The 22,332-nt window shown below is 65.8% G+C and carries 20 protein-coding genes; 15 read left to right on the forward strand and 5 right to left on the reverse strand.

The window, feature by feature from the left end; translation table 11 throughout:
- Positions 1-87: 87 nt before the first annotated feature.
- The 6 genes from ATI53_RS05175 to ATI53_RS05200 all read left to right on the forward strand — a co-directional run bounded on the left by ATI53_RS05175 (position 88) and on the right by ATI53_RS05200 (position 7,606).
- Positions 88-1,509, forward strand: coding sequence for a cryptochrome/photolyase family protein (locus ATI53_RS05175; protein WP_111549867.1), 1,422 nt, complete (start codon positions 88-90; stop codon positions 1,507-1,509).
- 126 nt (positions 1,510-1,635) lie between these two features.
- On the forward strand, positions 1,636-2,076 hold the full coding sequence (locus tag ATI53_RS05180; protein WP_009503255.1) for a TrgA family protein: 441 nt from the start codon (positions 1,636-1,638) through the stop codon (positions 2,074-2,076).
- Between the two features lie 106 nt (positions 2,077-2,182).
- Positions 2,183-3,310, forward strand: coding sequence for an NUDIX domain-containing protein (locus tag ATI53_RS05185; RefSeq protein ID WP_111549868.1), 1,128 nt, complete (start codon positions 2,183-2,185; stop codon positions 3,308-3,310).
- 101 nt (positions 3,311-3,411) lie between these two features.
- The gene (locus ATI53_RS05190; RefSeq protein WP_009503257.1) at positions 3,412-4,437 is read left to right on the forward strand and encodes a cysteine synthase A; all 1,026 of its coding nucleotides are present in this window, start codon (positions 3,412-3,414) and stop codon (positions 4,435-4,437) included.
- Between the two features lie 8 nt (positions 4,438-4,445).
- Complete coding sequence (locus ATI53_RS05195) at positions 4,446-6,893, forward strand: DUF3772 domain-containing protein (protein WP_111549869.1); 2,448 nt, start codon at positions 4,446-4,448, stop codon at positions 6,891-6,893.
- The gene (locus ATI53_RS05200; RefSeq protein ID WP_009503259.1) at positions 6,890-7,606 is read left to right on the forward strand and encodes an alanyl-tRNA editing protein; all 717 of its coding nucleotides are present in this window, start codon (positions 6,890-6,892) and stop codon (positions 7,604-7,606) included. Before ATI53_RS05195 ends, ATI53_RS05200 begins: the two co-directional genes overlap by 4 nt.
- 24 nt (positions 7,607-7,630) lie before the next feature.
- Here ATI53_RS05200 and ATI53_RS05205 read toward each other — a convergent pair whose 3' ends face one another.
- Positions 7,631-8,542, reverse strand: coding sequence for a DMT family transporter (locus ATI53_RS05205; RefSeq protein WP_009503260.1), 912 nt, complete (start codon positions 8,540-8,542; stop codon positions 7,631-7,633).
- 40 nt (positions 8,543-8,582) lie between these two features.
- A complete protein-coding gene (locus ATI53_RS05210) occupies positions 8,583-9,347 on the reverse strand; it encodes a DUF533 domain-containing protein (protein ID WP_009503261.1) in 765 nt (254 codons plus the stop codon).
- A gap of 127 nt (positions 9,348-9,474) precedes the next feature.
- Between ATI53_RS05210 and ATI53_RS05215 the strand changes: the two genes are divergently transcribed.
- On the forward strand, positions 9,475-10,332 hold the full coding sequence (locus ATI53_RS05215; RefSeq protein ID WP_009503262.1) for a DMT family transporter: 858 nt from the start codon (positions 9,475-9,477) through the stop codon (positions 10,330-10,332).
- 9 nt (positions 10,333-10,341) lie between these two features.
- Here ATI53_RS05215 and ATI53_RS05220 read toward each other — a convergent pair whose 3' ends face one another.
- From ATI53_RS05220 to ATI53_RS05230, 3 genes are all read right to left on the reverse strand, one after another.
- The gene (locus tag ATI53_RS05220) at positions 10,342-11,763 is read right to left on the reverse strand and encodes a protein adenylyltransferase SelO (RefSeq protein ID WP_111549870.1); all 1,422 of its coding nucleotides are present in this window, start codon (positions 11,761-11,763) and stop codon (positions 10,342-10,344) included.
- Positions 11,764-11,896: 133 nt separating this feature from the next.
- Positions 11,897-12,343 carry a GNAT family N-acetyltransferase gene (locus ATI53_RS05225; RefSeq protein ID WP_009503264.1) on the reverse strand — a complete coding sequence of 149 codons (447 nt, stop codon included), beginning with the start codon at positions 12,341-12,343 and terminating at the stop codon, positions 11,897-11,899.
- Positions 12,340-13,278 carry a nucleoside hydrolase gene (locus ATI53_RS05230; RefSeq protein ID WP_111549901.1) on the reverse strand — a complete coding sequence of 313 codons (939 nt, stop codon included), beginning with the start codon at positions 13,276-13,278 and terminating at the stop codon, positions 12,340-12,342. Before ATI53_RS05230 ends, ATI53_RS05225 begins: the two co-directional genes overlap by 4 nt.
- A 265-nt stretch (positions 13,279-13,543) precedes the next feature.
- Here ATI53_RS05230 and zwf point away from each other — a divergent pair, with 265 nt between their 5' ends.
- The 8 genes from zwf to ATI53_RS05270 all read left to right on the forward strand — a co-directional run bounded on the left by zwf (position 13,544) and on the right by ATI53_RS05270 (position 22,204).
- Positions 13,544-15,004, forward strand: coding sequence for a glucose-6-phosphate dehydrogenase (gene zwf / locus ATI53_RS05235; RefSeq protein ID WP_009503266.1), 1,461 nt, complete (start codon positions 13,544-13,546; stop codon positions 15,002-15,004).
- Complete coding sequence (gene pgl / locus ATI53_RS05240; protein WP_009503267.1) at positions 15,001-15,681, forward strand: 6-phosphogluconolactonase; 681 nt, start codon at positions 15,001-15,003, stop codon at positions 15,679-15,681. The genes zwf and pgl overlap by 4 nt, the downstream gene beginning before the upstream one ends.
- A gap of 66 nt (positions 15,682-15,747) precedes the next feature.
- Positions 15,748-17,328: a glucose-6-phosphate isomerase gene (gene pgi / locus ATI53_RS05245; RefSeq protein ID WP_111549871.1), complete on the forward strand. Its 1,581-nt coding sequence runs from the start codon at positions 15,748-15,750 to the stop codon at positions 17,326-17,328.
- A gap of 118 nt (positions 17,329-17,446) precedes the next feature.
- Entirely contained in the window at positions 17,447-18,178 is a 732-nt protein-coding gene (locus ATI53_RS05250) for a PRC-barrel domain-containing protein (protein WP_009503269.1), read from the forward strand.
- Positions 18,179-18,431: 253 nt separating this feature from the next.
- The gene (locus ATI53_RS05255) at positions 18,432-19,049 is read left to right on the forward strand and encodes a holin-associated N-acetylmuramidase (protein WP_111549872.1); all 618 of its coding nucleotides are present in this window, start codon (positions 18,432-18,434) and stop codon (positions 19,047-19,049) included.
- A gap of 5 nt (positions 19,050-19,054) precedes the next feature.
- The gene (locus tag ATI53_RS05260; RefSeq protein WP_223865896.1) at positions 19,055-19,612 is read left to right on the forward strand and encodes a holin family protein; all 558 of its coding nucleotides are present in this window, start codon (positions 19,055-19,057) and stop codon (positions 19,610-19,612) included.
- Positions 19,613-19,781: 169 nt separating this feature from the next.
- Complete coding sequence (locus tag ATI53_RS05265; RefSeq protein WP_111549874.1) at positions 19,782-21,749, forward strand: heme lyase CcmF/NrfE family subunit; 1,968 nt, start codon at positions 19,782-19,784, stop codon at positions 21,747-21,749.
- Complete coding sequence (locus ATI53_RS05270; RefSeq protein WP_009503273.1) at positions 21,746-22,204, forward strand: cytochrome c-type biogenesis protein; 459 nt, start codon at positions 21,746-21,748, stop codon at positions 22,202-22,204. The genes ATI53_RS05265 and ATI53_RS05270 overlap by 4 nt, the downstream gene beginning before the upstream one ends.
- Positions 22,205-22,332 lie beyond the last annotated feature (128 nt).

Raw genomic sequence — 22,332 nt, forward strand, 5'->3', positions numbered from 1 at the left:
GCCGCCGCTGTCGCGGGGTTGTCGGGGCCTGCGGCGCTTGACCGGGGCGGAGGCGGGCTATCTGGCACCGCAACCAGGGAGCGTTCGATGCCTCAGACCAAGCCCATCCTCGTCTGGATCCGCCGCGATCTGAGGCTGACCGACCACGCCGCGCTTAGCAAGGCCGCGGGGATGGGGCGGCCCGTGATTCCGGTGTTCATCCGGGATCATACGGTCGATGCGCTGGGGGCAGCGCCGAAATGGCGGCTGGGGTTGGGGCTTGCTGTCTACGCGGATAGGCTGGCCGCGATGGGCAGCGCGCTGGTGCTGCGCGCGGGGCCGGCGCGCGAGGTGCTGGAGCGGCTGCTCGATGAAACCGGCGCCGATACCGTTTATTGGCAACGCGCCTACGATCCGGACTCGGTCGAACGCGACACCGCCGTCAAGGATGCGCTCAGGGCGCGCGGCGTCGAGGCGCAGAGCTTTGCGGGGCATCTGCTGTTCGAACCCTGGACGGTGGAAACCAGGCAGGGGGGGTATTACAAGGTTTATTCCCCCTATTGGCGCGCGGTCCAGCATCGCGGCGTGGCCCGGTCGCTGTCCGCGCCCGCGGAGCTGAGCGCCCCGCACACCTGGCCCACGTCCGAACGGCTTGACGACTGGCAGCTTGGCGCGCAAATGCGGCGCGGGGCCGCCGTGGCCGCGCCCTATCAACAGGTCGGCGAACAAGCCGCGCAGGACCGTCTTGCAAGTTTCGCCCGCGATGCCATCGCCGACTACAGGGACGGGCGGAACATGGTGGCCACCGACGGCTGTTCGATGCTGTCGGAAAACCTCAGCCTGGGGGAAATCAGCCCGGCGCAATGCTGGCACGCGGGCCGGCGCGCCATGCAGGCGGGCAAGGACGGTGCCGAACCTTGGGTCAAGGAACTGGTCTGGCGCGACTTTGCCTGGCACCTGCTGTGGCACACACCCCATATCGCCGACCGCAGCTGGCGCGCGGGCTGGCAGACCTTTCCGTGGAACGAAGACGAACGCACGGCCGAAGTCATTGCCTGGAAACGCGGCCGCACCGGCATTCCGTTTGTCGATGCGGCCCTGCGCGAGATGTATGTCACCGGGCGCATGCACAACCGCGCCCGCATGATCGTGGCAAGCTACCTGACCAAGCACCTGATGTGCCACTGGAAAATTGGCATGGACTGGTTCGAGCAATGCCTGACCGACTGGGACCCGGCCAGCAACGCGCTTGGCTGGCAATGGAGCGCCGGCAGCGGGCCGGATGCCAGCCCCTATTTCCGTGTCTTCAACCCGATCACCCAGCGCGAGAAATTCGACCCCGACGGCGCCTATGTCACCCGCTGGATCGCCGAAGGGCAAACCGACCCTCCGGGCACCGCGCTTGGCTATTTTCAGGCGATCCCGAAACGCTGGGCGATGACGCCGCAAGACGCCTATCCCGATCCCGTGGTCACCGCCGAGGCGGGGCGCAAGGCGGCCCTTGACGCCTACCAGAACCGCGATTTCTGACGCGGGCTCTGTTTCTTGCAGGACACAAGGCCAGGGCAGACCTTCCGCCATGGGGCGCAATGGCTTGCGGCAAGGCTTTGACGCGGTCTACGATTCGCGAACCGGATTTTCGAAGGGCCTTTCGATATGTTCACCGCCGCACGGCTGATTGCTGCCCTGTGTCTTGCGATACTGGCATGGTTGGGGGCGGACTATGTGATGCGCCTGATGCCGGAACGCGACCATTTCGGGATGTTTGCCTACACCAGCGTGGTGATCGGGTTCCTATGCGGCTGGATCATCGTCGGTCCGCGCGCGGGGCGGGGCAGCGCGGCGGCGATCTCGCACGGGGTCACCGGGGTTGTGGTGGCCATCCTGTGGGCCCTGTTTCTGCACGCGACGAATGAAATGGTCGATCTTGCGATGCGGCACCGCTACGACGGTGCGCTTGAAGCCTTTGCCGCGATCTTCGAGATCGCGGTCGAATACGGGACCCTGCTGCTGGATACCGGATTCATGATGCTGATGGTGATCGGGGCGCTGGTGACCGGCCTTCTGCCCGAGCTTGCATCGCGGCACTGGCGCTGAATTCGGCCCCGATGCAGGCGCCGATGCCGTTCCAGAAATCAGGCCAGAAACCAGACCAGAAACCAGACCAGAAATCAGGCACCCGCGAGGCGCCGAAGGAGTATCCTTGCCAGAGGTTTTTGTATTCGGCACGCTTTGTCACCCTCCGTTGCTGGACATCGTACTGGGGCGCAGCGCGCGGGTCGTGCCAGCGTTTCTTGCCGATCATGCCGCCTGCCTCGACGGGCAGGGCCGCCCGCCGCAGACAGCCCTTTGCGCATCGCCCGGCGCCAGGGCCGACGGGCTGATTGTCACCGATGCGACGCCGCAGGATTTTGCCCGCCTCGAATACTATCTGGGCGGCTATTCAGACGGCATCAGGCAGATGCAGGTCCGGGGGCTGGATGGAACGCCGCACAAGGTCCTTGTCGCTTTGAAAAGCGTCGCGCCGCGGGCCGACGCGCCGGCTTTTGTCCTGGCGCCCTGGGTGGCGCGGTGGGGGCCGCTTGCCTGTGGCACCGCGCATGAGATCATGGCGCGCTTCGGAGTGGCGGATATGGCCGAAACCGCGGCGCTGCGTCCGTTCCTGGCGGCGCGGGCCTGGGCGCAGGAACTGGCGCGGCGGGGGGCTCCGCACACGTTGCGGTCGGATCGCGGGCGCGACACGGTCGAACTGGTGCGCGACCGGCCCGGCTTCGAAGGCTTCTTTCGGTTGCGTGCCTTTGATCTGCGCCACCGGCGCTTTGACGGAACCATGTCGGATACGTTCGGCCGCGAAAGCTTCGTCACCTACGATGCGGCGCTCGTGCTGCCCTATGATCCCGAAACCGACCGGGTTTTGCTGGTCGAACAGTTGCGTTACGGCACCTATATGCGGGGCGATCCGTTCCCGTCGGTGCTGGAGCCGCCCGCCGGGCTGGTGGATGCGGGCGAAACCCCCGAGGCCTGCGCGCTGCGCGAAGCCCGGGAAGAGGCGGGCCTGACCCTGCGCGCGCTGCATCCCATGCTGCGCGCCTATGCCTCGCCCGGCTATACCACCGAATTTTACCACTGCTTTCTGGGGCTGTGCAGCCTTAGCGAGGCCGACAACGGCCTTGCCGGGCTGGAAGAGGAAAACGAGGACATTCGCAATCACGTCATCAGCTTCGATCACGCCATGACGCTGGTCGATAGCGGCGAAATCAATGTGGCGCCGCTGGCGGCGATGCTGTTGTGGCTGGCACGCCATCGCGACCGACTCCGCGCGGAATCGTGACCGGCGCACGCGCCCCCGTGAGGGGCCCGCAAGCTGCGCTTGAGTTTGCCCGCGCGCACGCCTAAACCTGTCACCCGGACCGTAGGAAAGGGGAGACACCCATGCGGGTTGCACAGGATCTGGCGCAGGCCATCGGGAACACGCCGCTTATCAAGCTTCGCCATGCCAGCGAGCTGACCGGCTGCACCATCCTCGGCAAGGCCGAGTTCGCCAATCCCGGCCAGTCGGTCAAGGACCGCGCCGCGCTTTTCATTATCCGCGACGCGGTGAAAAAGGGACTGCTGGAACCGGGCGGCACGATCGTTGAGGGCACCGCCGGGAACACCGGGATCGGCCTTGCGCTGGTCGGCGCGTCGATGGGGTTCAAGACGGTCATCGTGATTCCCGAAACGCAGAGCCAGGAAAAAAAGGACATGCTGCGTCTTGCGGGGGCCGAACTGGTGCAGGTGCCCGCCGCCCCCTACGCCAACCCCAACAACTATGTGCGCTATTCCGGCCGGCTGGCCGAACAGCTGGCCAGGACCGCGCCGCACGGGGCGATCTGGGCCAACCAGTTCGACAATATCGCCAACCGTCAGGCGCATGTCGAAACCACCGGCCCCGAGATCTGGGACCAGACCGATGGCCAGGTCGACGGGTTCATCTGCGCCGTCGGCTCGGGCGGCACGCTTGCGGGCGTCAGCATGGCGCTAGGCCCCAAGGGCGTCAAGATCGGGCTGGCCGATCCAGAAGGCGCGGGGCTTTACAAGATTTATACCGGACAGGAAAACCCCGGCGATTCCATCACAGAAGGTATCGGACAGGGGCGCATCACCGCCAACCTCGAAGGCTTCACCCCCGATTTCAACTATCGCATCCCCGACGCCGAGGCGCTGCCCGTCGTCTACGACCTGCTGGCGGACGAAGGCCTGTGCATGGGGGGCTCGACCGGCGTGAATGTCGCGGGCGCGATACGCATGGCGCGAGAGATGGGACCGGGGCACACCATCGTCACCGTCCTGTGTGACTTCGGCAACCGCTATCAGTCAAAGCTGTTCAACCCCGACTTTCTCAAGGGCAAGGGGCTGCCGGTGCCGCTCTGGCTGGATAGGGCGCCCGCTTCGATTCCGGGCGTCTTCGAAGACTGATCCCCGCGATGTCTCGCTGGTTTGCGACCCTTGCCCTGGCGCTGTGTCTGGCTTTTGGCGCGGTGGCGCTGCGCGCCCAGACCGGCAGCCTGGATTACGACAGTTGGACCGGGCTTGCGTCGCGGGCCGAACAGGTTCTGGACCGGGCGCAGGCGTCTTCCGAGGCGCTGGAGACGCTGCGCGCCGACATCGCGGGCTGGCGCGACACGTTTCTTCAGGCCGAAAGCACCAACGCGGCGCGCATCCAGACGCTGCAATCGCAGATTTCAGCGCTTGGCCCCCCCCCGGCCGAGGGCGAGTCCGAAGCGCAGGACATCGCCACGCGGCGATCCGAACTGACCGCCGAACTTGAACGGATCGAGGCGCCGGTGCGCCGCGCCCAGGAATCCTATACCCAGGCTGACGGTCTGATCCGCGAGATCGACCAGATCGTGCGCGAGCGCCAGACCGAAGCCCTGCTCGAACTGGGGCCGTCTCCGATCAACCCGTCGCTCTGGCCGGGGGCGTTTCGCGAATTGAGCGCGGCGTTGGGGTCGATCATGGCTGAAACGCGGTTCAACATCGCATCCGAGGTCAAGCAGCGCCGGGCACGGTCCAATCTGCCGATCATCGCGATGCTGCTGACGCTGGCGGCGCTGCTGGTGGTCCGTGGGCCGGTCTGGGTGCGCCGGCTTGTCGACCTGCTGCGCAGACGCACGCGGCGCGGCACCGGGATCTGGGGCTTTCTTGCGTCGCTCGCGGGGATCGTGCTGCCCGGCCTGGGGTTGATGGCGCTGACCGCCGCGCTACAGGCGACCGGGTTTGCGGGGCTTTCCGGGCAGCGCATTCTTCGGCTTGTGCCAATCTGGGGGCTGACCCTGCTTGTGGCGCGCTGGCTTGCGGATCAAAGCTTCAATCGTTCCGAAGACATCGCAACCCTGCCCCTGCGCCAGGCGCAGCGGCGCGAGGCGCGCTATTACGCCACGCTGTTGTCGATCCTGCTGGTGCTGCGCTCGGCCAACGAAACGCTGGATGACATCTTTTCGCTCGCTCCAACGACGCAGGTGGTCCTCGATTTCCCGATCCTACTGCTGTGCGCGCTGATGCTGTCACGGCTGGGGCATATCTTGACAACGCTGACGCCGGCGCGCGTCACCGAAGGCACCTTGCTTGAGGGATCGCATTTCCGACTGTCGCTGGCGCGTATCCTGGGGCGCGGCGCCATCGCCATGGCGGTGATCGGTCCGGTGATGTCGAGCATCGGCTATTACGGCGTGGGCGAGGCGATGGTCTATCCCGCCGTGCGCACGCTGGCGATCCTGGCCATGGTGCTGGTGCTTCAGCGGTTCATCAACGACCTGTACGAATTCTCGACCGGCAAAAGCGCGCAGGGTGCCGACAGCCTGCTTCCGGTGCTGGCGGGGCTGGTGCTGCTGATCGCGGCGCTGCCGTTTCTGGCACTGGTCTGGGGCGCACGGGTCGCGGACATGACCGAACTGTGGGCGCGGTTCAAGGAAGGCTTCGTGTTTGGCGAGACGCGCATCTCGCCGGCGGATTTCCTGACCTTCGTGGTGGTCTTTGCCATCGGCTATGCCCTCACACGGCTGGTGCAGGGGGGGCTGCGCAGTTCGATCCTGCCCAAGACACGGATCGAACCGGGCGGGCAGACCGCCATCGTCTCGGGGCTGGGGTATGTCGGGATCTTCCTTGCGGGGCTGGTTGCGATCACGTCGGCGGGGCTCGACCTGTCGTCGCTGGCCATCGTGGCAGGGGCGTTGTCGGTCGGCATCGGCTTTGGTCTGCAAAACATCGTGTCGAACTTCGTCTCCGGCATCATCCTGTTGATCGAACGACCGATTTCCGAAGGCGACTGGATCGAGACCGGCGGCACGCAGGGCATCGTCAAGTCGATCTCGGTGCGCTCGACCCGGATCGAGACCTTTGACCGCACGGACCTGATCGTACCCAATTCCGATTTCGTATCGGGCCGCGTGACCAACTACACACGGGGCAACGTGATCGGTCGCGTGGTGGTGAATGTCGGGGTCGCCTATGGCACCGACACCCGCAAGGTCGAAGATGTGCTGCGCAGTATCGTACGTCGCCACGACATGGTGTTGCTGAACCCCGAACCGATGATCACGTTCGAAGAGTTCGGCGCGGATTCGCTGAATTTCGTGATTCGGGCGGTGATCCGGGATGTCGGGCAGAAAATCGTGGTAACGTCGGATTTTCACCATGAAATCGCGCGACGTTTCGCCGAGGAAAACATTGAAATCCCGTTTGCGCAAAGGGATGTCTGGTTGCGCAACCCCGAAGCCCTGTACCCGGACAGGGCACCCGCGCCAAAGGATGCATCAGTGCAAACGCCCGCGCCAGACCAGGTGACGTGCGACGGGGATATGCCGGCGGGCCGCGATGGCGACGATGCGGGCGCAACCGACGGGGCTGTAGCCGATGGAGATGGCGGACGATGACAGAACTTCAGTACAACGACGATCCCTACCTGCGCGATGCGCCCGCCGAGGTCGTGGCGCACACGCCCGAAGGCGGGATCGTTCTGGACCGGACGATTTTCTACGCCAAGGGCGGCGGTCAGCCGGGTGACAGCGGGCGGCTTGTCTGGCCGGGCGGGGCGGTGGTCATCGCCACGGCGGTCAAGACCGAGGATGGCGCGATTGCGCTGGTGCCTGCCGAACCCGTGGCGCTGCCGCCGGTCGGGCTGCGGGTCGAACAGCAGCTCGACTGGGACAGGCGGCACCGGCACATGCGCGTGCACACGGCGCTGCACCTGCTGTCGGTGGTGATTCCGCTGCCGGTAACCGGGGGGTCGATATCGGCTGGCACGGGGCGGCTTGATTTCGCGATGCCCGAGCCTCCGGGCGACAAGGCCGCGCTGGAACGGGCGCTGAACGACATGGTGGACCGGGATCTGGTGGTCAGCAGCGACTGGGTCGACGAGGCGGTGCTGGACGCCAATCCGGGGCTGGTAAAGACGATGACCGTGCAGCCGCCGCGCGGGCAGGGCCGGGTGCGCCTTGTGCGGATCGGGGCGGGGCGCGATCAGGTCGACCTCCAACCCTGCGGGGGCACACATGTGGCGCGCACCGGCGAGATCGGGCGGATTCGCATCGGCAAGATCGAGAACAAGGGCAAGCAGAACCGGCGGGTGAACATTGCGCTGGACTGAGCGCGTTTCGCGCAGGTTCCGGGCCTAGGGGCGCGCGGCCCTTCGCCTTCCGCTGTTTCTGGAATGGGTCCGACCGGAAGAAACCAGCGGTGCCGCGATGTAGGCGGCAAGGCTGACGACAACGATAGCGCCGCCCGCCAGCATCCGGCTGGAGGGCGTCTCGTCCAGGATGATCCAGACCCAGAGCGGGCCCAGAACGGTTTCCAGCAACATGACAAGGCTGACATTTGCGGCATGGGTCAGTCGCGAGGCGGTCGAGAGGGCAAAAAAGGACGCGGGCAGGATCAGCACCCCGGTGGCGAGGATCGCCGGCACATTGCCCTGCGTCATCGCGGCGGGTGTGGTGATAAGCAGGCCGACCAGCCCCGCCAGCAGCGCGCCGCTGCCAAGGCCGGGAAGCAGCGGCAGGCTCGGGCGGTGACGCAGGGTGACAAAGGTGGTCGCAAGGCACATGGCGACGCCCAGGCCACAGGCGGCGCCGATCAGGGCCGAGCCGTTTATCGCGTCGTCATGGCTGCCCGAGACGGCGAGGGCGATCCCCGTCACCACCGCCGCGATGGTGATCCAGGTCGCGCGGCTTGTCGGCTCGCCCAGCAGCACGCGGGACAGCAGGGCGGCGCAAACGGGCGTGCAGGCGACCGCAAGCAGCACCACGGCCACCGGCGCATGCGCTATTCCCAGCGGAAACAGCAGGGCATTGCAGAAATGGGCCAGCACGAGCGTCGCTCCGGCCGGGCTGACAAGGCTGCGCAGGGTCGCGCGGTCGCGGGTGGCCAGCAACCAGGCGGCCCAGAAGACCAGCCCGGTGCACAGCCCGCGCCATCCGAGCATCTGAAGCCCGTCCATCCCGGACAGCCGCATCAGCAGCGCATCCGGTGTCAGCACCAGAGTGCCCGATGCGGCCAGAAGGATGCCCTTGGGCGAGGTGTCTTGCATGGGGCATCCAATGGCGGCGGGCGGGTCGCCGCAGCCTGACCTAGCGATAGAGCGGCTGCAAGCCCATCTGCATGTGGATCTGGTTCACCATGGTTTCGGGCAGGGCCATCGCCTTGCCGAGCCGGTCGAGAAACTCGGCCTCTTCCCCGGTATCGACGGTGATCGTGAGCAGGGCCGCGCCATAGACCTGCGGGCGCTGCGGCTCGGGCGTGTCGCGCGCCAGGGCCTCGGGATCGAGGGGGGCGGCTAGCAATTCCTGAACGGCGGCGCGGTCTTCGGCGGTGGCGTTTTCGCCGACGGTGTCGACGATCCGGGTCTTTTCGGCGTCGTCGATATGACCGTCGGCCTTGGCGGCCTGGATCATCGCGCGCAGCATCAGCCGGGCGGTGTTTTCGGTTTCCGGGGTGGTTGCGGCGTCATTGGTCTGGTCGATCATCGCACCGATGCCGTTGCCCCCCATGGTTGCGGCGCCCCCAGCCAGAGCCACCAGCCCGGCGATGCCGCCCTGAAGGCCACCCTGGCCGGCGCCCTGATCGCCGCCCTGCCCAAAGAGCGCCCCAAGGCCGCCTTGCTGCATTTTGGCCATCATGTCCTGCAACGGGTTGGCGCCGGGGGGGGAACCGGGCAGTGCGCCGCTCATGGCGCTGGCAGCCTGCGCCTGCTGGGCGGCACCGGGCTCGGACGCGCGAAGCTGCGCCCCCCCGCCAAGCAGACCCGCAAGGCCCTGTCCCTTTGACAGCTTGTCCATACCGCGCGCCGCGGCATAGCCGAGCGCGAGTTTGGTCATGGTTTTCATCAGGCTCATGGGGTCCTCCGGCGTTGTTGTCGCGCCCAGCATGGCAGAGCTTGCCCCGCCTTGGAAGCGCCAAGCCTTGACGCACCGGTCACACCGTGGTCAACCGGCGCGCATGGTCGTTCGTAGGCAAATGGATATGGCGGGTGCGGGGGGGCTGATTGCCTTTGCGCTGCTGCAGGCTTTCAATCAGGTGGTCGTCAAGGTCACCAACGACGGCATCTCGCCGGTTTTCGCCGCCGGCTTGCGCTCGGTGCTGGCGATGATCGTCGTGCTGGGCTGGGTCGTACTGTTCCGCCGCAAGGCTCTGCACGGCGCGGCGCAAAGCGTGGGGCCGGGGTTGTTGCTGGGCGGGCTGTTCGCGATGGAATTCGTGTTGCTGTTCGTCTCGCTGGATCTGACGAGCGTCTCGCGCGCGTCGGTGGTGTTCTACACGATGCCGGTGTGGCTGGCGCTCGGGGCGCATCTGTGGTTGCCACAGGAGCGCCTGACGCGGGCGCGGGCCTGCGGGCTGGGACTGGCGCTGGCGGGGGTGATCTGGGCCCTGGCCGACCCGCACAGCAGGAACGCGGGCGACTGGCGGGGCGATGCGCTGGCGCTTGGCGCCTCGCTGTCATGGGCCGGGATCGCATTGAGCCTGCGCCTGACCCGCGCATCGGATCTGTCTGCCGAGGCGCAGTTGCTGTGGCAGCTGGTGGTCTCGGCGCTGGTGCTGCCGCTTGTGGGGCCGTTGCTCGGCCCGGTGCTGCGGGCGCCGTCCGCGATGCACTGGGCCGGGTTGGCGTTTCAGGGGATTGTCGTGGTGGGTCTTGGCTTTACGCTTTGGCTGATGTTGCTGAAACGGTACCGCGCGTCGGACGTGGCATCGTTCAGCTTTTTGTCGCCGGTTCTTGCGGTGGCGATGGGCTGGGCGTTTCTTGACGAGCCGGTAGGGTTGTCGTTCGTCGGCGCGCTGGTCCTCGTGGCGGCGGGGATCGGGCTTATCAACCGCGGTTAGGCGGCCGTGTCATGTGCCGCAATAGGTCGCGGGAACGATTTCCTCCGGCAAGGGCGGTTGGGTCAGTGCCTCGGCGTCGGGATGATCGTCATAGGGGCGGGCGAGCACCGTGTTCAGGTGATGAAAGGCGCGGTCGTCGCCGTGCGTGGCGGCCACGATCATCTGTTCGATGCGGTGGTTGCGCGGGATCACGGCGGGGTTGCTGCGACGCATCAGGCCTTCGGGGTCGGGTTCGCTCTCCAGCCGCTGCCGCCAGCCGGTTTCCCAGGCGTCGAACGCTGCGGGATCGCTGAACTGGTCGCGCGCGCCGTCTGTCAGAAGCGCACGGAAGGCGTTGGTGAAATCCGCCTGCCCGGATTGCATCAGCTTGAGAAAGGCGCCGATCAGCGGAGCGTCTTCCTTGCGGGGGGCGGCGATGCCCAGCTTTGCCGCAAAGCGCGACATCCAGTGCCGGCTGAGCGTGTCGGCCATGCCATGCACGATCCTGGTAAAGCTTTGCACGGCCGCATCCTGATCCGGCATCAACGGGATCAGCGCGCTGGCAAGCTGGGCCATGTTCCACACGATGATTTCCGCCTGCGCGGCGTAGGCATAGCGCCCGTTGCGGTCGATCGAGCTGAACACCTGCTGGGGGGCGTAGGCATCCATAAAGGCGCAGGGGCCGTAGTCGATGGTCTCGCCGGACAGGGTGCAGTTGTCGGTGTTCATCACGCCGTGAATGAAACCAAGGCTCATCCAGTGGGCGACCAGCGCCGCCTGACGGTCGCAGACCTGTTGCAGCAGAGCCTGCGGATCGCTGGCGTCGGGGTAGTGGCGGGACACGGTGTGGTCGAACAACTGCCGCAGCTCGGGGATCATGTCCCGCGAGGCGAAAAATTCGAAATGGCCGACGCGGATATGGCTGGCGGCGACGCGGGTCAGGATGGCGCCGGGCACGGGGCCGGTTTCGCGCAGGATCATGTCGCCGGTGCGTACGGCGGCCAGCGCGCGGGTGGTGGGCACGCCAAGCGCGTGCATCGCTTCGGAAATCACATATTCGCGCAGCACCGGCCCCAGCCAGGCGCGCCCGTCGCCGCGGCGCGAATAGGGCGTGCGGCCCGATCCCTTGAGCTGGATGTCGCGCCTGGTGCCCTGGGTGTCGATGACCTCGCCCAGCAGATGCGCGCGCCCGTCGCCAAGCTGGGGGGCGAAGCCTCCGAACTGGTGGCCGGCGTAGATCTGCGACAGCGGGTCGGCGCCGTCGGGCATCACATTGCCGGCAAAGATCGCCGCAAGGCGCGGATCGTCGGTGCCGGTGATGCCCAGCTCGGCGCCAAGGCCGGCGTTGTAGGCGACCAAAGTCGGCGCGCTTACGCTTTGCGGTTTCAGCCGGGTGTGAAAGCTCGCGGGCAGGCGGGCGTAGCTGTTGTCGAAGGGGATGTGCAGGGTCATGAGGGCAATCTAGGGGGTTTTGCCGGTATTGAAAGACCCGTCGGCGCGCGGGTGGCGCGGACGGGACCGAGGGGGCTGCCTGCCCCCTCGGGCTCCCCGGGGAGTTTAAGGGCAAGATGAAGGGGGGCGGGCGTCAGAGTTCGCGGCTCATGAGGGCGTAGCCTTCGCGCATCTTGAAACGGTTGCGGCGGTAAAATTGCTGGGCCCGCTCGTCGCTGCGGTCGACTTCGAGGTGCAGGGCGCGCACGCCTGCGTCGCGCAGCCCGACGCTGAGCTGATGCAGCGCGTCCCCGCCCATGCCGCGGCGGCGGACTGCGGGGCGGATGTAGATTTCATCGACCACGGCGTCGAGGCCGCCGTATTCCAGGCTCCACCCGAAGCTGACCATGACGTAACCCACAGGCGCCTTGCGTGGGCCGACCAGCCACAATGCGCCATGCGGCATACCGTCGAGAATAGGGGCGAGCGCCTGTTCCACATGAACGGCATCGCTGCCGTGGCCGATTTCGCTGTGGAAGGCGAGGACCATGGCGGTCAGCTTGGACAGGTCCGACGGGTCGGCGAGGTGAAGCGATTTCACAGGCGGGCCAGCCTTTCGGCCAGCAGCGTGAAAAACCCGTCCGCGTCGAGGTCGCCGATGAACAGCGCGTTTCTGGGTCTGTCGGTGACGCCCCACCAGTCCGCCACCGTCATGCCACGCGTCAGCGGCGATGCGGTTTCGATTTCCACGTTGATCTCGCGCCCGGAGAACAGGGCGGGGTTCAGCAGCCAGGCGATGACGCAGGGGTCGTGCAGCGGTGCACCGTCCGAGCCGTATTTCTCGCGATCGAAGCGTTCGAAGAAATCGGTCATCTGCGCCACGGCGATGCCCGCGGGCGTGCCAAGCGCGCGGAAGGCGGCGTTGCGCGGCCTTGTCACCAGCGCCTTGTGGGTGACATCCAGCGGCATCACCACCAGCGGTGCTCGGGACGCGAACACGATTCTGGCCGCCTCTGGATCGACGTAGATGTTGAATTCGGCGGCGGGGGTGATGTTGCCGACCTCGAAATAGGCGCCGCCCATCAGCACGATCCGCTTCACCCGCGCGGCGATGTCGGGCGCGCGTTCAAAGGCAGTGGCGATGTTGGTCAGCGGTCCCAGCGGGCACAACGTCACGGTTCCTGCGGGCTCTGTTCGCAGGGTGTCGATGATGAAATCGACGCCATGGCCGGCTTGCAGGGGCATTGTGGGGTCGGGCAGGGTCGGCCCGTCAAGGCCGGTCTTGCCATGCACATGTTCGGCGGTCACCAAAGGCTGGCGCAGCGGGCGGTCGCAGCCGGCAAAGACCCTGACATCGGGCCGCCCCGCCAGTTCGCAGATCTTGCGCGCGTTCAGGGCGGTCAGTTCCAGAGGGACGTTGCCGGCCACCGCGGTGATCCCGAGCACGTCGATGTCATCGGGGGACGCCAGGGCAAGCAGGATGGCGACGGCGTCGTCCTGGCCGGGGTCGGTGTCGATGATGATGCGCTCGGCCATGCCCGCCCTTTCGATATTGCCGCCAAGGGGTGCCATGCTGCGCCATTGCGTTCAAGCGTCAAGCGCTGCGATCAGGCTTGCCATGTGCCTTGGCAAAGCGGTTTTTCGCGACGGGTCATTGCCGCATCGCCGCATGGTGTTACTGTCGCGCCGAGTCTTGCCCTTGAGATAGGTCTACGTTATCGCTAACACGCCCGAAGGCAGACCGATCGCCGGCCGGTGTTCGGCCAACGCACAGAACGCATAGAATCGGAGTACGCCCGACATGGTTTCACGCGTCATCCCTGTCGCCCCGTTCGATCTGGTCATTTTCGGCGGCACCGGCGATCTTGCCCGGCGCAAGATCCTTCCGGGGTTGTTCCGCCGCTTCTGCGCCGGACAGATTCCACCCGAAAGCCGCATCATCGGTGCCGCCCGGTCCGAACTGGACGACGCGGGCTTTCGCGAGTCGATCCGTGAGGCGCTGCATGAATTTGCCGCCAGCAAGGCGGGCGACCCGGACGCGGTTCAGGATTTTCTGGATCATCTGTATTATGTCGCGGTGGATGCGACTGGTTCGAACGGCTGGACGCAGCTCAAGGAGCTGATGCGGGATGACGACGAAGGCTATGTGCGGGCGTTTTATTTTTCGGTCGGGCCCAGCCTTTTCGGCCCCCTGGCCGAAGGGCTGCGCAACCACGGGCTGGCGCATCGCGAAACGCGGATCGTCGTCGAAAAGCCGTTCGGCCACGATCTGGAAACGGCGCGCGCGCTGAACGAGGAGCTGGCGCAGCATTTCCACGAAGACCAGATCTATCGCATCGACCACTATCTTGGCAAAGAGACGGTGCAGAACCTGATGGCGGTGCGGTTCGGCAACATGCTGTTCGAGCCGCTGTGGAACGCGCAATATGTCGATCACATCCAGATCACCGTCGCCGAAACCGTCGGCGTGGGCGGGCGTGGATCGTATTACGACAATTCCGGCGCGATGCGGGACATGGTGCAGAACCACCTGATGCAGCTCTTGTGCCTGATCGCGATGGAGCCGCCGGCGAAATTCGACGCGGATGCGGTGCGCGACGAAAAGCTCAAGGTGATCCGCGCGCTGGACCCGGTCGACCCGGACCAGATCGTGCGCGGGCAGTATACCTCGGATGGCAAGATGTCGTCGTATCGCGAGGATGCGGAAAACCCGGTGTCCAAGACCGAAAGCTATATCGCGCTCAAGTCGTATATCTCGAACTGGCGGTGGGCGAACACGCCGTTCTATCTGCGCACCGGCAAGCGGCTGAACGCGCGCGCCTCGGAAATCGCGGTGGTGTTCAAGGAAACGCCGCATTCGATCTTTGGTATCGATTCGGGGCGGCACCGCAACGTGCTGTCGATCCGCCTGCAACCGGATGAGGGCATGACGCTGGGCGTCACCATCAAGGAACCGGGGCCGGGGGGAATGCGCCTGCTGGACGTGCCGCTGGACATGTCGTTCGCCGACGCTCTTGGCCCCGAGGCCGAAGAGGTCACCGACGCCTATGAACGGCTGATCATGGATGTGATCCGGGGCAACCAGACGCTGTTCATGCGCGGCGACGAGGTCGAGGCCGCGTGGGCCTGGACCGATCCGCTGATCGAAGGGTGGGAGAGGCGCGGCGACAGCCCCAAACCCTACGACGCGGGCAGCGTGGGGCCGGACGACGCGGCCTTTCTGATCAATCGCGACGGTCGCCGCTGGAGGGTACTCAAGTGACGAACTACGAATTGCGCGACTATCCCGACCGGGAATTGCTGGCGATGGATCTGGCGAACCAGATCGCCGGAGAACTGCGCTCGGCGCTGGGACACCGCGAGCGGGTGGCGCTGGCGGTGCCGGGGGGGACGTCTCCGGGGCCGGTGTTCGACGCGCTGTGCGCGGCCGATCTGGACTGGAGCCGGGTCGATGTGCTGCTGACCGATGAACGCTGGGTGCCCGAAAGCTCGGCACGGTCCAACACCCGGCTGGTGCGCGAACGTCTGCTGACAGACCGGGCGGCTGCGGCGCGCTACCTGCCGCTTTATGCCGCCGCCGACACCCCTGAGGACAAGCTGGCCGGGCTTGCCGAGGCGATTGCGCCGTCGCTGCCGCTGGCGGTGGTCTTGTTGGGGATGGGGGCGGACATGCACACCGCATCGCTCTTTCCAGGCGCCGACAAGCTGGCCGAAGCGCTTGCGTCCGACGCGCCGATCCTGTTGCCCATGCGCGCCTCCGGCGCGCCCGAGCCGCGCATCACGCTGACCGCGCCGGTGCTGGATGGCGCTATGAAGAAGCACGTTGTCATTCTCGGAGCCGAAAAGCGCGCGGTTTTGAAAAAGGCCCGTGGCCTGCCGCCGCAGGAGGCGCCGGTGAATGCCATACTCGACGAAGCGGTGGTTCACTGGGCTGAATGACCGGCCCGCTGATCCGGGCTGAATGCACAGGGTCGGATACCGACCTTCAGAAGAAGTGAGAGTGCCATGTGGGATGATCTGAAACGCCTCGCCGCAGCGCGCGAGGGGCGCCGTATCGACGCGCTGTTCGCGCAGGATGCCGACCGCGCCGCGTCTTTTTCCATCGAAGTCGATGGAATGCTGTTCGATTTCTCCAAGACGCAGCTTGATGACGAGGTTCTTGCGGCTCTGATCGCTGTCGCCGACGCGGCCAAGGTCGCCCCCCGCCGCGAGGCGATGTTCGAAGGCGTCAGGATCAACGAAACCGAAGGCCGCGCGGTGCTGCACACTGCCCTGCGCAACCTCGACGGCGCGCCGGTGCTGGTCGACGGCGCCGATGTCATGCCCGCGGTTTTGGGCACGCTGGACCGGATGGAAAAGCTGGCCAACGAGATCCGCGGCTCGGCCATCACCGACGTGGTGAACATCGGCATCGGCGGGTCCGACCTGGGGCCGAAGATGGGCACCATCGCGCTGGCGCCGTTCCATGACGGGCCGCGCTGCCATTTCGTGTCCAACGTCGACGGGGCCGACATTGCGGACACGCTCAGGCGGTGCACCCCCGCGACGACGCTGTTCGTCATCGCGTCCAAGACATTCACCACCATCGAGACGATGACCAACGCGCGCACCGCCTGGGACTGGCTGGAGGCGGCGGGCGAAACCACCGACGGCAAGTTCGTCGCGCTGTCGTCGAACCAGACCAGGGCAGCGGAATGGGGCATTCCGGCCGAACGCGTGTTCGGATTCGAGGACTGGGTCGGCGGGCGCTATTCCATGTGGGGACCGATCGGGTTGTCGATGATGCTGGCGGTCGGGCCGGGCAATTTTCGCGCTTTCCTGAGCGGCGGCATGAAGATGGACCGGCATTTCCGCGACGCTCCGCTGGCGCGGAACATGCCGGTGATGCTGGCGCTGGTGGGCATGTGGCACAATCAGGTGCTGGGTTACAGCACGCGCGCGGTGCTGCCGTACGACAACCGGCTGGAACGTCTGCCAGCCTATCTTCAGCAGCTTGAGATGGAAAGCAATGGCAAGGGCGTCAGCATGGAGGGGGCCGGCCTGACGGTCAATTCCGGCCCGGTGGTCTGGGGCGAGCCGGGCACCAACGGGCAGCATGCCTTTTACCAGCTGATCCATCAGGGCACCCGTGTCGTGCCGTGCGAATTCATGGTCGCCGCGCGGGGGCACGAACCTTCGCTGCGTCATCATCACGAACTGCTGGTCGCCAATTGTCTGGCGCAATCCGAGGCGCTGATGCGCGGGCGTGCCCTGGATGAGGCGCGCGCCGGGATCGCGGACGCGTTCAACGGTGACGAGCTGGAACGACAGGCGCGCCACCGGGTGTTTCCGGGCAACCGCCCGTCGACGACGCTGGTGTATAAATTGCTCGACCCCGAAACGCTGGGGCGCATTGTCGCGCTGTATGAACACCGGGTGTTCGTCGAGGGGGTGATCCTGAACATCAACTCCTACGATCAGTGGGGGGTCGAGCTGGGCAAGGAACTGGCAACGACGCTTCACCCGATGGTGACCGGGGCCGAAACCGCCGAAGGAAAGGACGGATCGACCCGCCAGCTTCTTACATTCCTTCAGCGGAATGTCTGAATTGGTTCCATGACATTAATGTCAGGTCGAAAGGTATCGGGGCATGGAACGGTTGCGGGGTGACCCGTGTTGTTGGGGCATACGTCATTCAAGACGACACCAAACGGAGGAACACCACATGAAACGCCTTACCATGACCGTTGCCGCTCTCGCTCTGACCGCAGGTGGCGCCGCTTACGCGCAGACCGCCGACGAGACCAAGATGCAGACCCAGGACAATATGGAGCAGGCCGAAACCAATCTGGAGCGCGCCGGCGAAAATCTGGAGCAAGCTGCCGAGAACACCGGCGACGCGATCCAAAACGGCGCCCGGAACGCTGGCGATGCGATGCAGAACGCCGCAAACGACGTGGACGGCAAGATGAACCGGGCCGCCGGCGACACCGAGGCGCTGTTTGCCAACGATGCTGACGGTCTGATCCGCGCCCGTGACATTCTGGGTGGCCGGGTCTATGCCGAAAACACCGACGAAATGACCGACGAGTCGATCGACAACGCGGCCACCGACCCGGCGGCAACGACCAGCACCGACATGGCGTCGGGTGACGCTGCGGTCACCACCGAGGGAGAAGAAGACACCGATATGGCGGCCAATGGCCAGTCGGCGATCCAGGACAACTGGGATAACGTCGGTGAGATCGAAGACCTCGTGTTCAACGCCGACGGCTCGCTCGAAGGTATCGTGGCCGAGGTTGGCGGCTTCCTCGACATCGGCGACAAGCACATCCACATCTCGCTTTCGGATGTGAACCTCGTGCCGGTCGACGATGCGACCTACGCCATCGTGGTTCCCTACACCAAGGACCAGATGATGGAGATGCCCGACGTCGATGAATCCGCTCTGAACTGATTTATCGCGCCTCTCGTACTCTCACGGACGGGCCGGAGCTTTTGCTCCGGCCTTTTCTTTTGTCACAAAGGTTTACGGCATTTCCCGAAATCCCGGCGATCGGCCGCGCCGGTCGGCCACAGGTGCGGCCCGCCACCGGACCGCACGCTGCAGTTGGGGGTGGTTAATAAATTCTGGCGACATTTGGTGCTGCGGGAAAGCGTCCCTTCAAGAGGGCGCTCGCCGCGACACCTAGATCGAGCGAGTAAACACCATGACCAGCAGCGACGTTCGGCGCATGGCCGAAGAAATCGTCGCCCGCGAGGGCGGCTATGTGAACGACCCCGACGATCCGGGCGGGGCGACCAAATATGGCGTCACCATCCACACGATGCGCAGGCTCGGGGTCGACCTTGACCGCGACGGCGACGTGGACGCGCGCGATGTGCAGGCGCTCAGTCGTGCCCAGGCGGTCGATATTTTCCTGACTCATTACTTTTCCGGCCCGCGTATCGCGGATCTGCCAGAGGCTCTGCATGCGAGCGTGTTCGACATGTATGTGAACGCTGGCAGCAACGCTGTGAAGATCCTTCAGCGGCTTTTGCTGAAGATGGGCGAGACGGTCGCGGTCGACGGCGCCATCGGGCCGATGACCATCGCGGCGACCCATCGCGCCCATGCGCAGGCGCCCACCGTGATCGCGGACGCCTACGGCATCGAGCGGCGGAACTACTATTTCGCGCTGGCCGATCGCCGTCCGGCATCGCGCAAATACGCCCGCACCCGCGCAGGCGGCAAGGGCGGCTGGATCAAGCGCGCCGAGGAGTTCATCTCGCCGCGGTTCCACATGAGCGCGGCGGAGTTCAACGCTCGGGTGGCGGCATGGGGATGACGGGCATGATCGGATCGCTGTTCCAGGTGGTGTTCGGATCGGGGCGCAACGTCATCCGCGAAACCGCCGAGGTGTTTCGTGAAAACACCGAAGCGCAGGCGGCGCGCGAAGCCGGTTTGCAGGCCAGTGCGCTTCAGCAATTCGGAACCGAGTTCACCTCGCAACACAGTTCGCGGTTCGACCGCTTCATCGACGGCCTGAACCGCATTCCGCGCCCGGCGCTGGCGCTTGGGACACTGGCGCTGTTCGTGGCGGCGATGGTGGACCCGCTGTGGTTTGCCGAGCGCATGGCGGGAATCGCGCTGGTGCCGGACCCGATGTGGTGGCTTCTGACGGCCATTGTCGGATTTTATTTCGGCGCGCGTCATCAGGTAAAGGGCCACGCCTTTCGCCGCGACATCGCCGCGAGCGTGGCGGCGGTGCCGGGCGTGGTGGCGCAGATCCGCGCGCTTGACCCCGAGACGGCACAGGGGGGGGCAGCTGCGCGCCTTCCTGCGCGGGTTGCCGATGACGCCGACGGCGGCGGCAATCCTGCACTGGCGGAATGGCAGTCGACACGGTGATGGCACGGCGCCGTCGGGCCTGACCCACGGGGATGTTTCGGGCCGACAAGGATGGGCGGGCGCGGTTTTCGGACCGCGCCCGTTCCGCATTTCGCCCGCGACAAAGTGTTATAGGGCAAGCTGCGGTTTTCGTTGGCCGGGTGTGGGGGGGTGCCGTATAGAGGGGCCCATGATAAACGAGCTTGGACATTTTGCGCTGATCCTTGCGGCCCTTGTTGCCTGCGTGCAGGCGGTGGTGCCGATGATCGGGGCGCACAAACGCTGGCCCGGCTGGATGGCCGTGGCCGAACCCGCCGCAACCGCGCAATTTCTGCTGACGCTGCTTAGCTTTGCGGCGCTGATGCATGCCTTCATCGTGTCGGATTTCTCGTTGCGGCTGGTGGTGGCCAACAGCCATTCCGCCAAGCCTTTGCTGTACAAGATCAGCGGTGTGTGGGGAAACCACGAGGGGTCGATGCTGCTGTGGGTGTTGATTCTGGCGCTGTTCGGGGCGCTGGCCGCGTGGTTCGGAGGCAATCTGCCTGCGACGTTGCGCGCGCGTGTGCTGGGTGTGCAGGCGATGGTGGGGGTGGCGTTCTTTGCGTTCATCCTGTTCACGTCGAACCCGTTCCTGCGTATGGCTGTGCCGCCGTTCGACGGGCAGGATCTGAACCCGCTGTTGCAGGATCCGGGCCTGGCGTTTCATCCGCCGTTTCTGTATCTGGGCTATGTCGGGCTGTCGTTGTGCTTCAGCTTTGCCGCGGCGGCGCTGATCGAGGGGCGGGTGGATGCGGCCTGGGCGCGCTGGGTGCGGCCCTGGACCTTGCTGAGCTGGGTCTTTCTGACCATCGGCATCGCACTGGGGTCGTGGTGGGCCTATTACGAACTGGGCTGGGGCGGGTTCTGGTTCTGGGACCCGGTCGAGAACGCATCGTTCATGCCCTGGCTGCTGGCTGCGGCGCTGCTGCACAGTGCAATCGTGGTTGAAAAGCGCGAGGCGCTGAAAAGCTGGACGATCCTTTTGGCGATCCTGGCCTTCGGGTTTTCGCTGATCGGCACGTTCATCGTGCGTTCGGGGGTTCTGACTTCGGTGCATGCCTTTGCCACCGACCCCGAGCGCGGTGTGTTCATTCTGGCCATTCTGGTGATTTTCACCGGCGGGGCGCTTACGCTTTACGCCGCGCGGGCGGGCACCATGCAGGCCAAGGGGGTGTTCGGTGTTGTCAGTCGTGAATCGGCGCTGGTGGCGAACAACATCCTGCTGGCGGTTGCCTGTTTCGTGGTTTTTGTCGGAACGCTCTGGCCGCTGGTGGCCGAAATGCTGTTTGACCGCAAGCTGTCGGTGGGGGCGCCGTTTTTTGACATGGCGTTCACGCCGTTCATGGTGCTGCTGGGCCTGATCCTGCCGGTGGGCGCGCTGCTGGGGTGGAAGCGGGGAAAGATGGGCCGGGCGCTGCGCCAGCTTGTGCCGGGTTTCGGGCTGGCTGTCGCCGTGGCGGGGCTGGTCTGGACGATGCAGACCGGGCGCAGCCTGTTGGGGCCGGTGGGGCTTTTCCTTGGCACCTGGCTGGTGGCGGGGGCGGCGACGGATCTGCTGACACGCGTCGGGCGGTCGCGCGATTACGCCCGCCTGCTGCGTCTGCCGCGCGCCGACTGGGGCAAGGCCGTGGCGCATGGCGGGCTTGGCGTGACCATGGCGGGCATCGCTGGGCTGATGGCCTGGCAGATCGAAGACATCCGCGCTGCCGATCTGAACACGCCCTATACCGTGGGTGCGTTCGAATTCGAGTTGCTTGGGGTGCAGCGCGTGCAGGGGCCAAACTGGTTTGCCGATCGGGGCGAGGTATCCGTGCGCCGGGATGGCGCCGAAATCGCGCATCTTTATCCTGAAAAGCGTACCTATCCGGTGGCCCGGATGCCTACCACCGAGGCGGCGATCCACGGCGGGTTCTGGCGCGACATCTATGTGGTGATCGGGGATGCGCAGCAGGGCGGCGGATGGACCGTGCGGGTGTATCTCAAGCCGCTGGCGAACTGGATCTGGGGGGGCGCTATCCTGATGGCGATCGGCGGCGCGCTCAGCCTGTCCGACCGGCGATTCCGCGTTGCCGCAGGCGCGCGCAAGGCCGTGCCCGCCGGGGAGGTGCCGGCGGAATGAAGCGATTTCTGGTGATCCTGCTGTTTCTCTGTGGTCCGGCGCTTGCGGTGCAACCCGACGAGGTTCTGCCCGATCCCGCGCAGGAGGCGCGGGCGCGGGAGATCTCGCAAGGGTTGCGCTGCCTTGTGTGCCAGAACGAGAATATCGACGATTCCAACGCCTCGTTGGCGCGCGATCTGCGGCTGTTGGTGCGCGAACGCATTACGGCGGGCGACAGCGATGACGAGGTGGTCGCCTATCTGGTCGACCGCTACGGGGAATTCGTGCTGCTTCGGCCAACGACGAGCGGCTGGAACTGGCTGCTTTGGGCGGCGGGCCCGCTGTTGTTTCTGTTCGCGATGGGCCTGGGGGGCGTCTATATCCGTTCCAGGTCACGCGCGGAGGCGCCGAGCGAGGCGGTCCTCAGCCCCGAGGAACAGGCGCGCCTGCGCGACATCCTCGACGACAACCGCTGAGGCTGCTATGATCGGGGCAGGGTCCGCAGTTCACCCAGGCTCCGCCATTTGCTAAACCTGCCTTGCACATCGGTTTTACCCCCGGATGGATGCCCGAGGGACAAGGGCGGACCTCTCTGATCCCGGAT

It is taken from the genome of Salipiger aestuarii (assembly GCF_003259905.1).
Taxonomy (GTDB): Bacteria; Pseudomonadota; Alphaproteobacteria; order Rhodobacterales; family Rhodobacteraceae; genus Salipiger; species Salipiger aestuarii.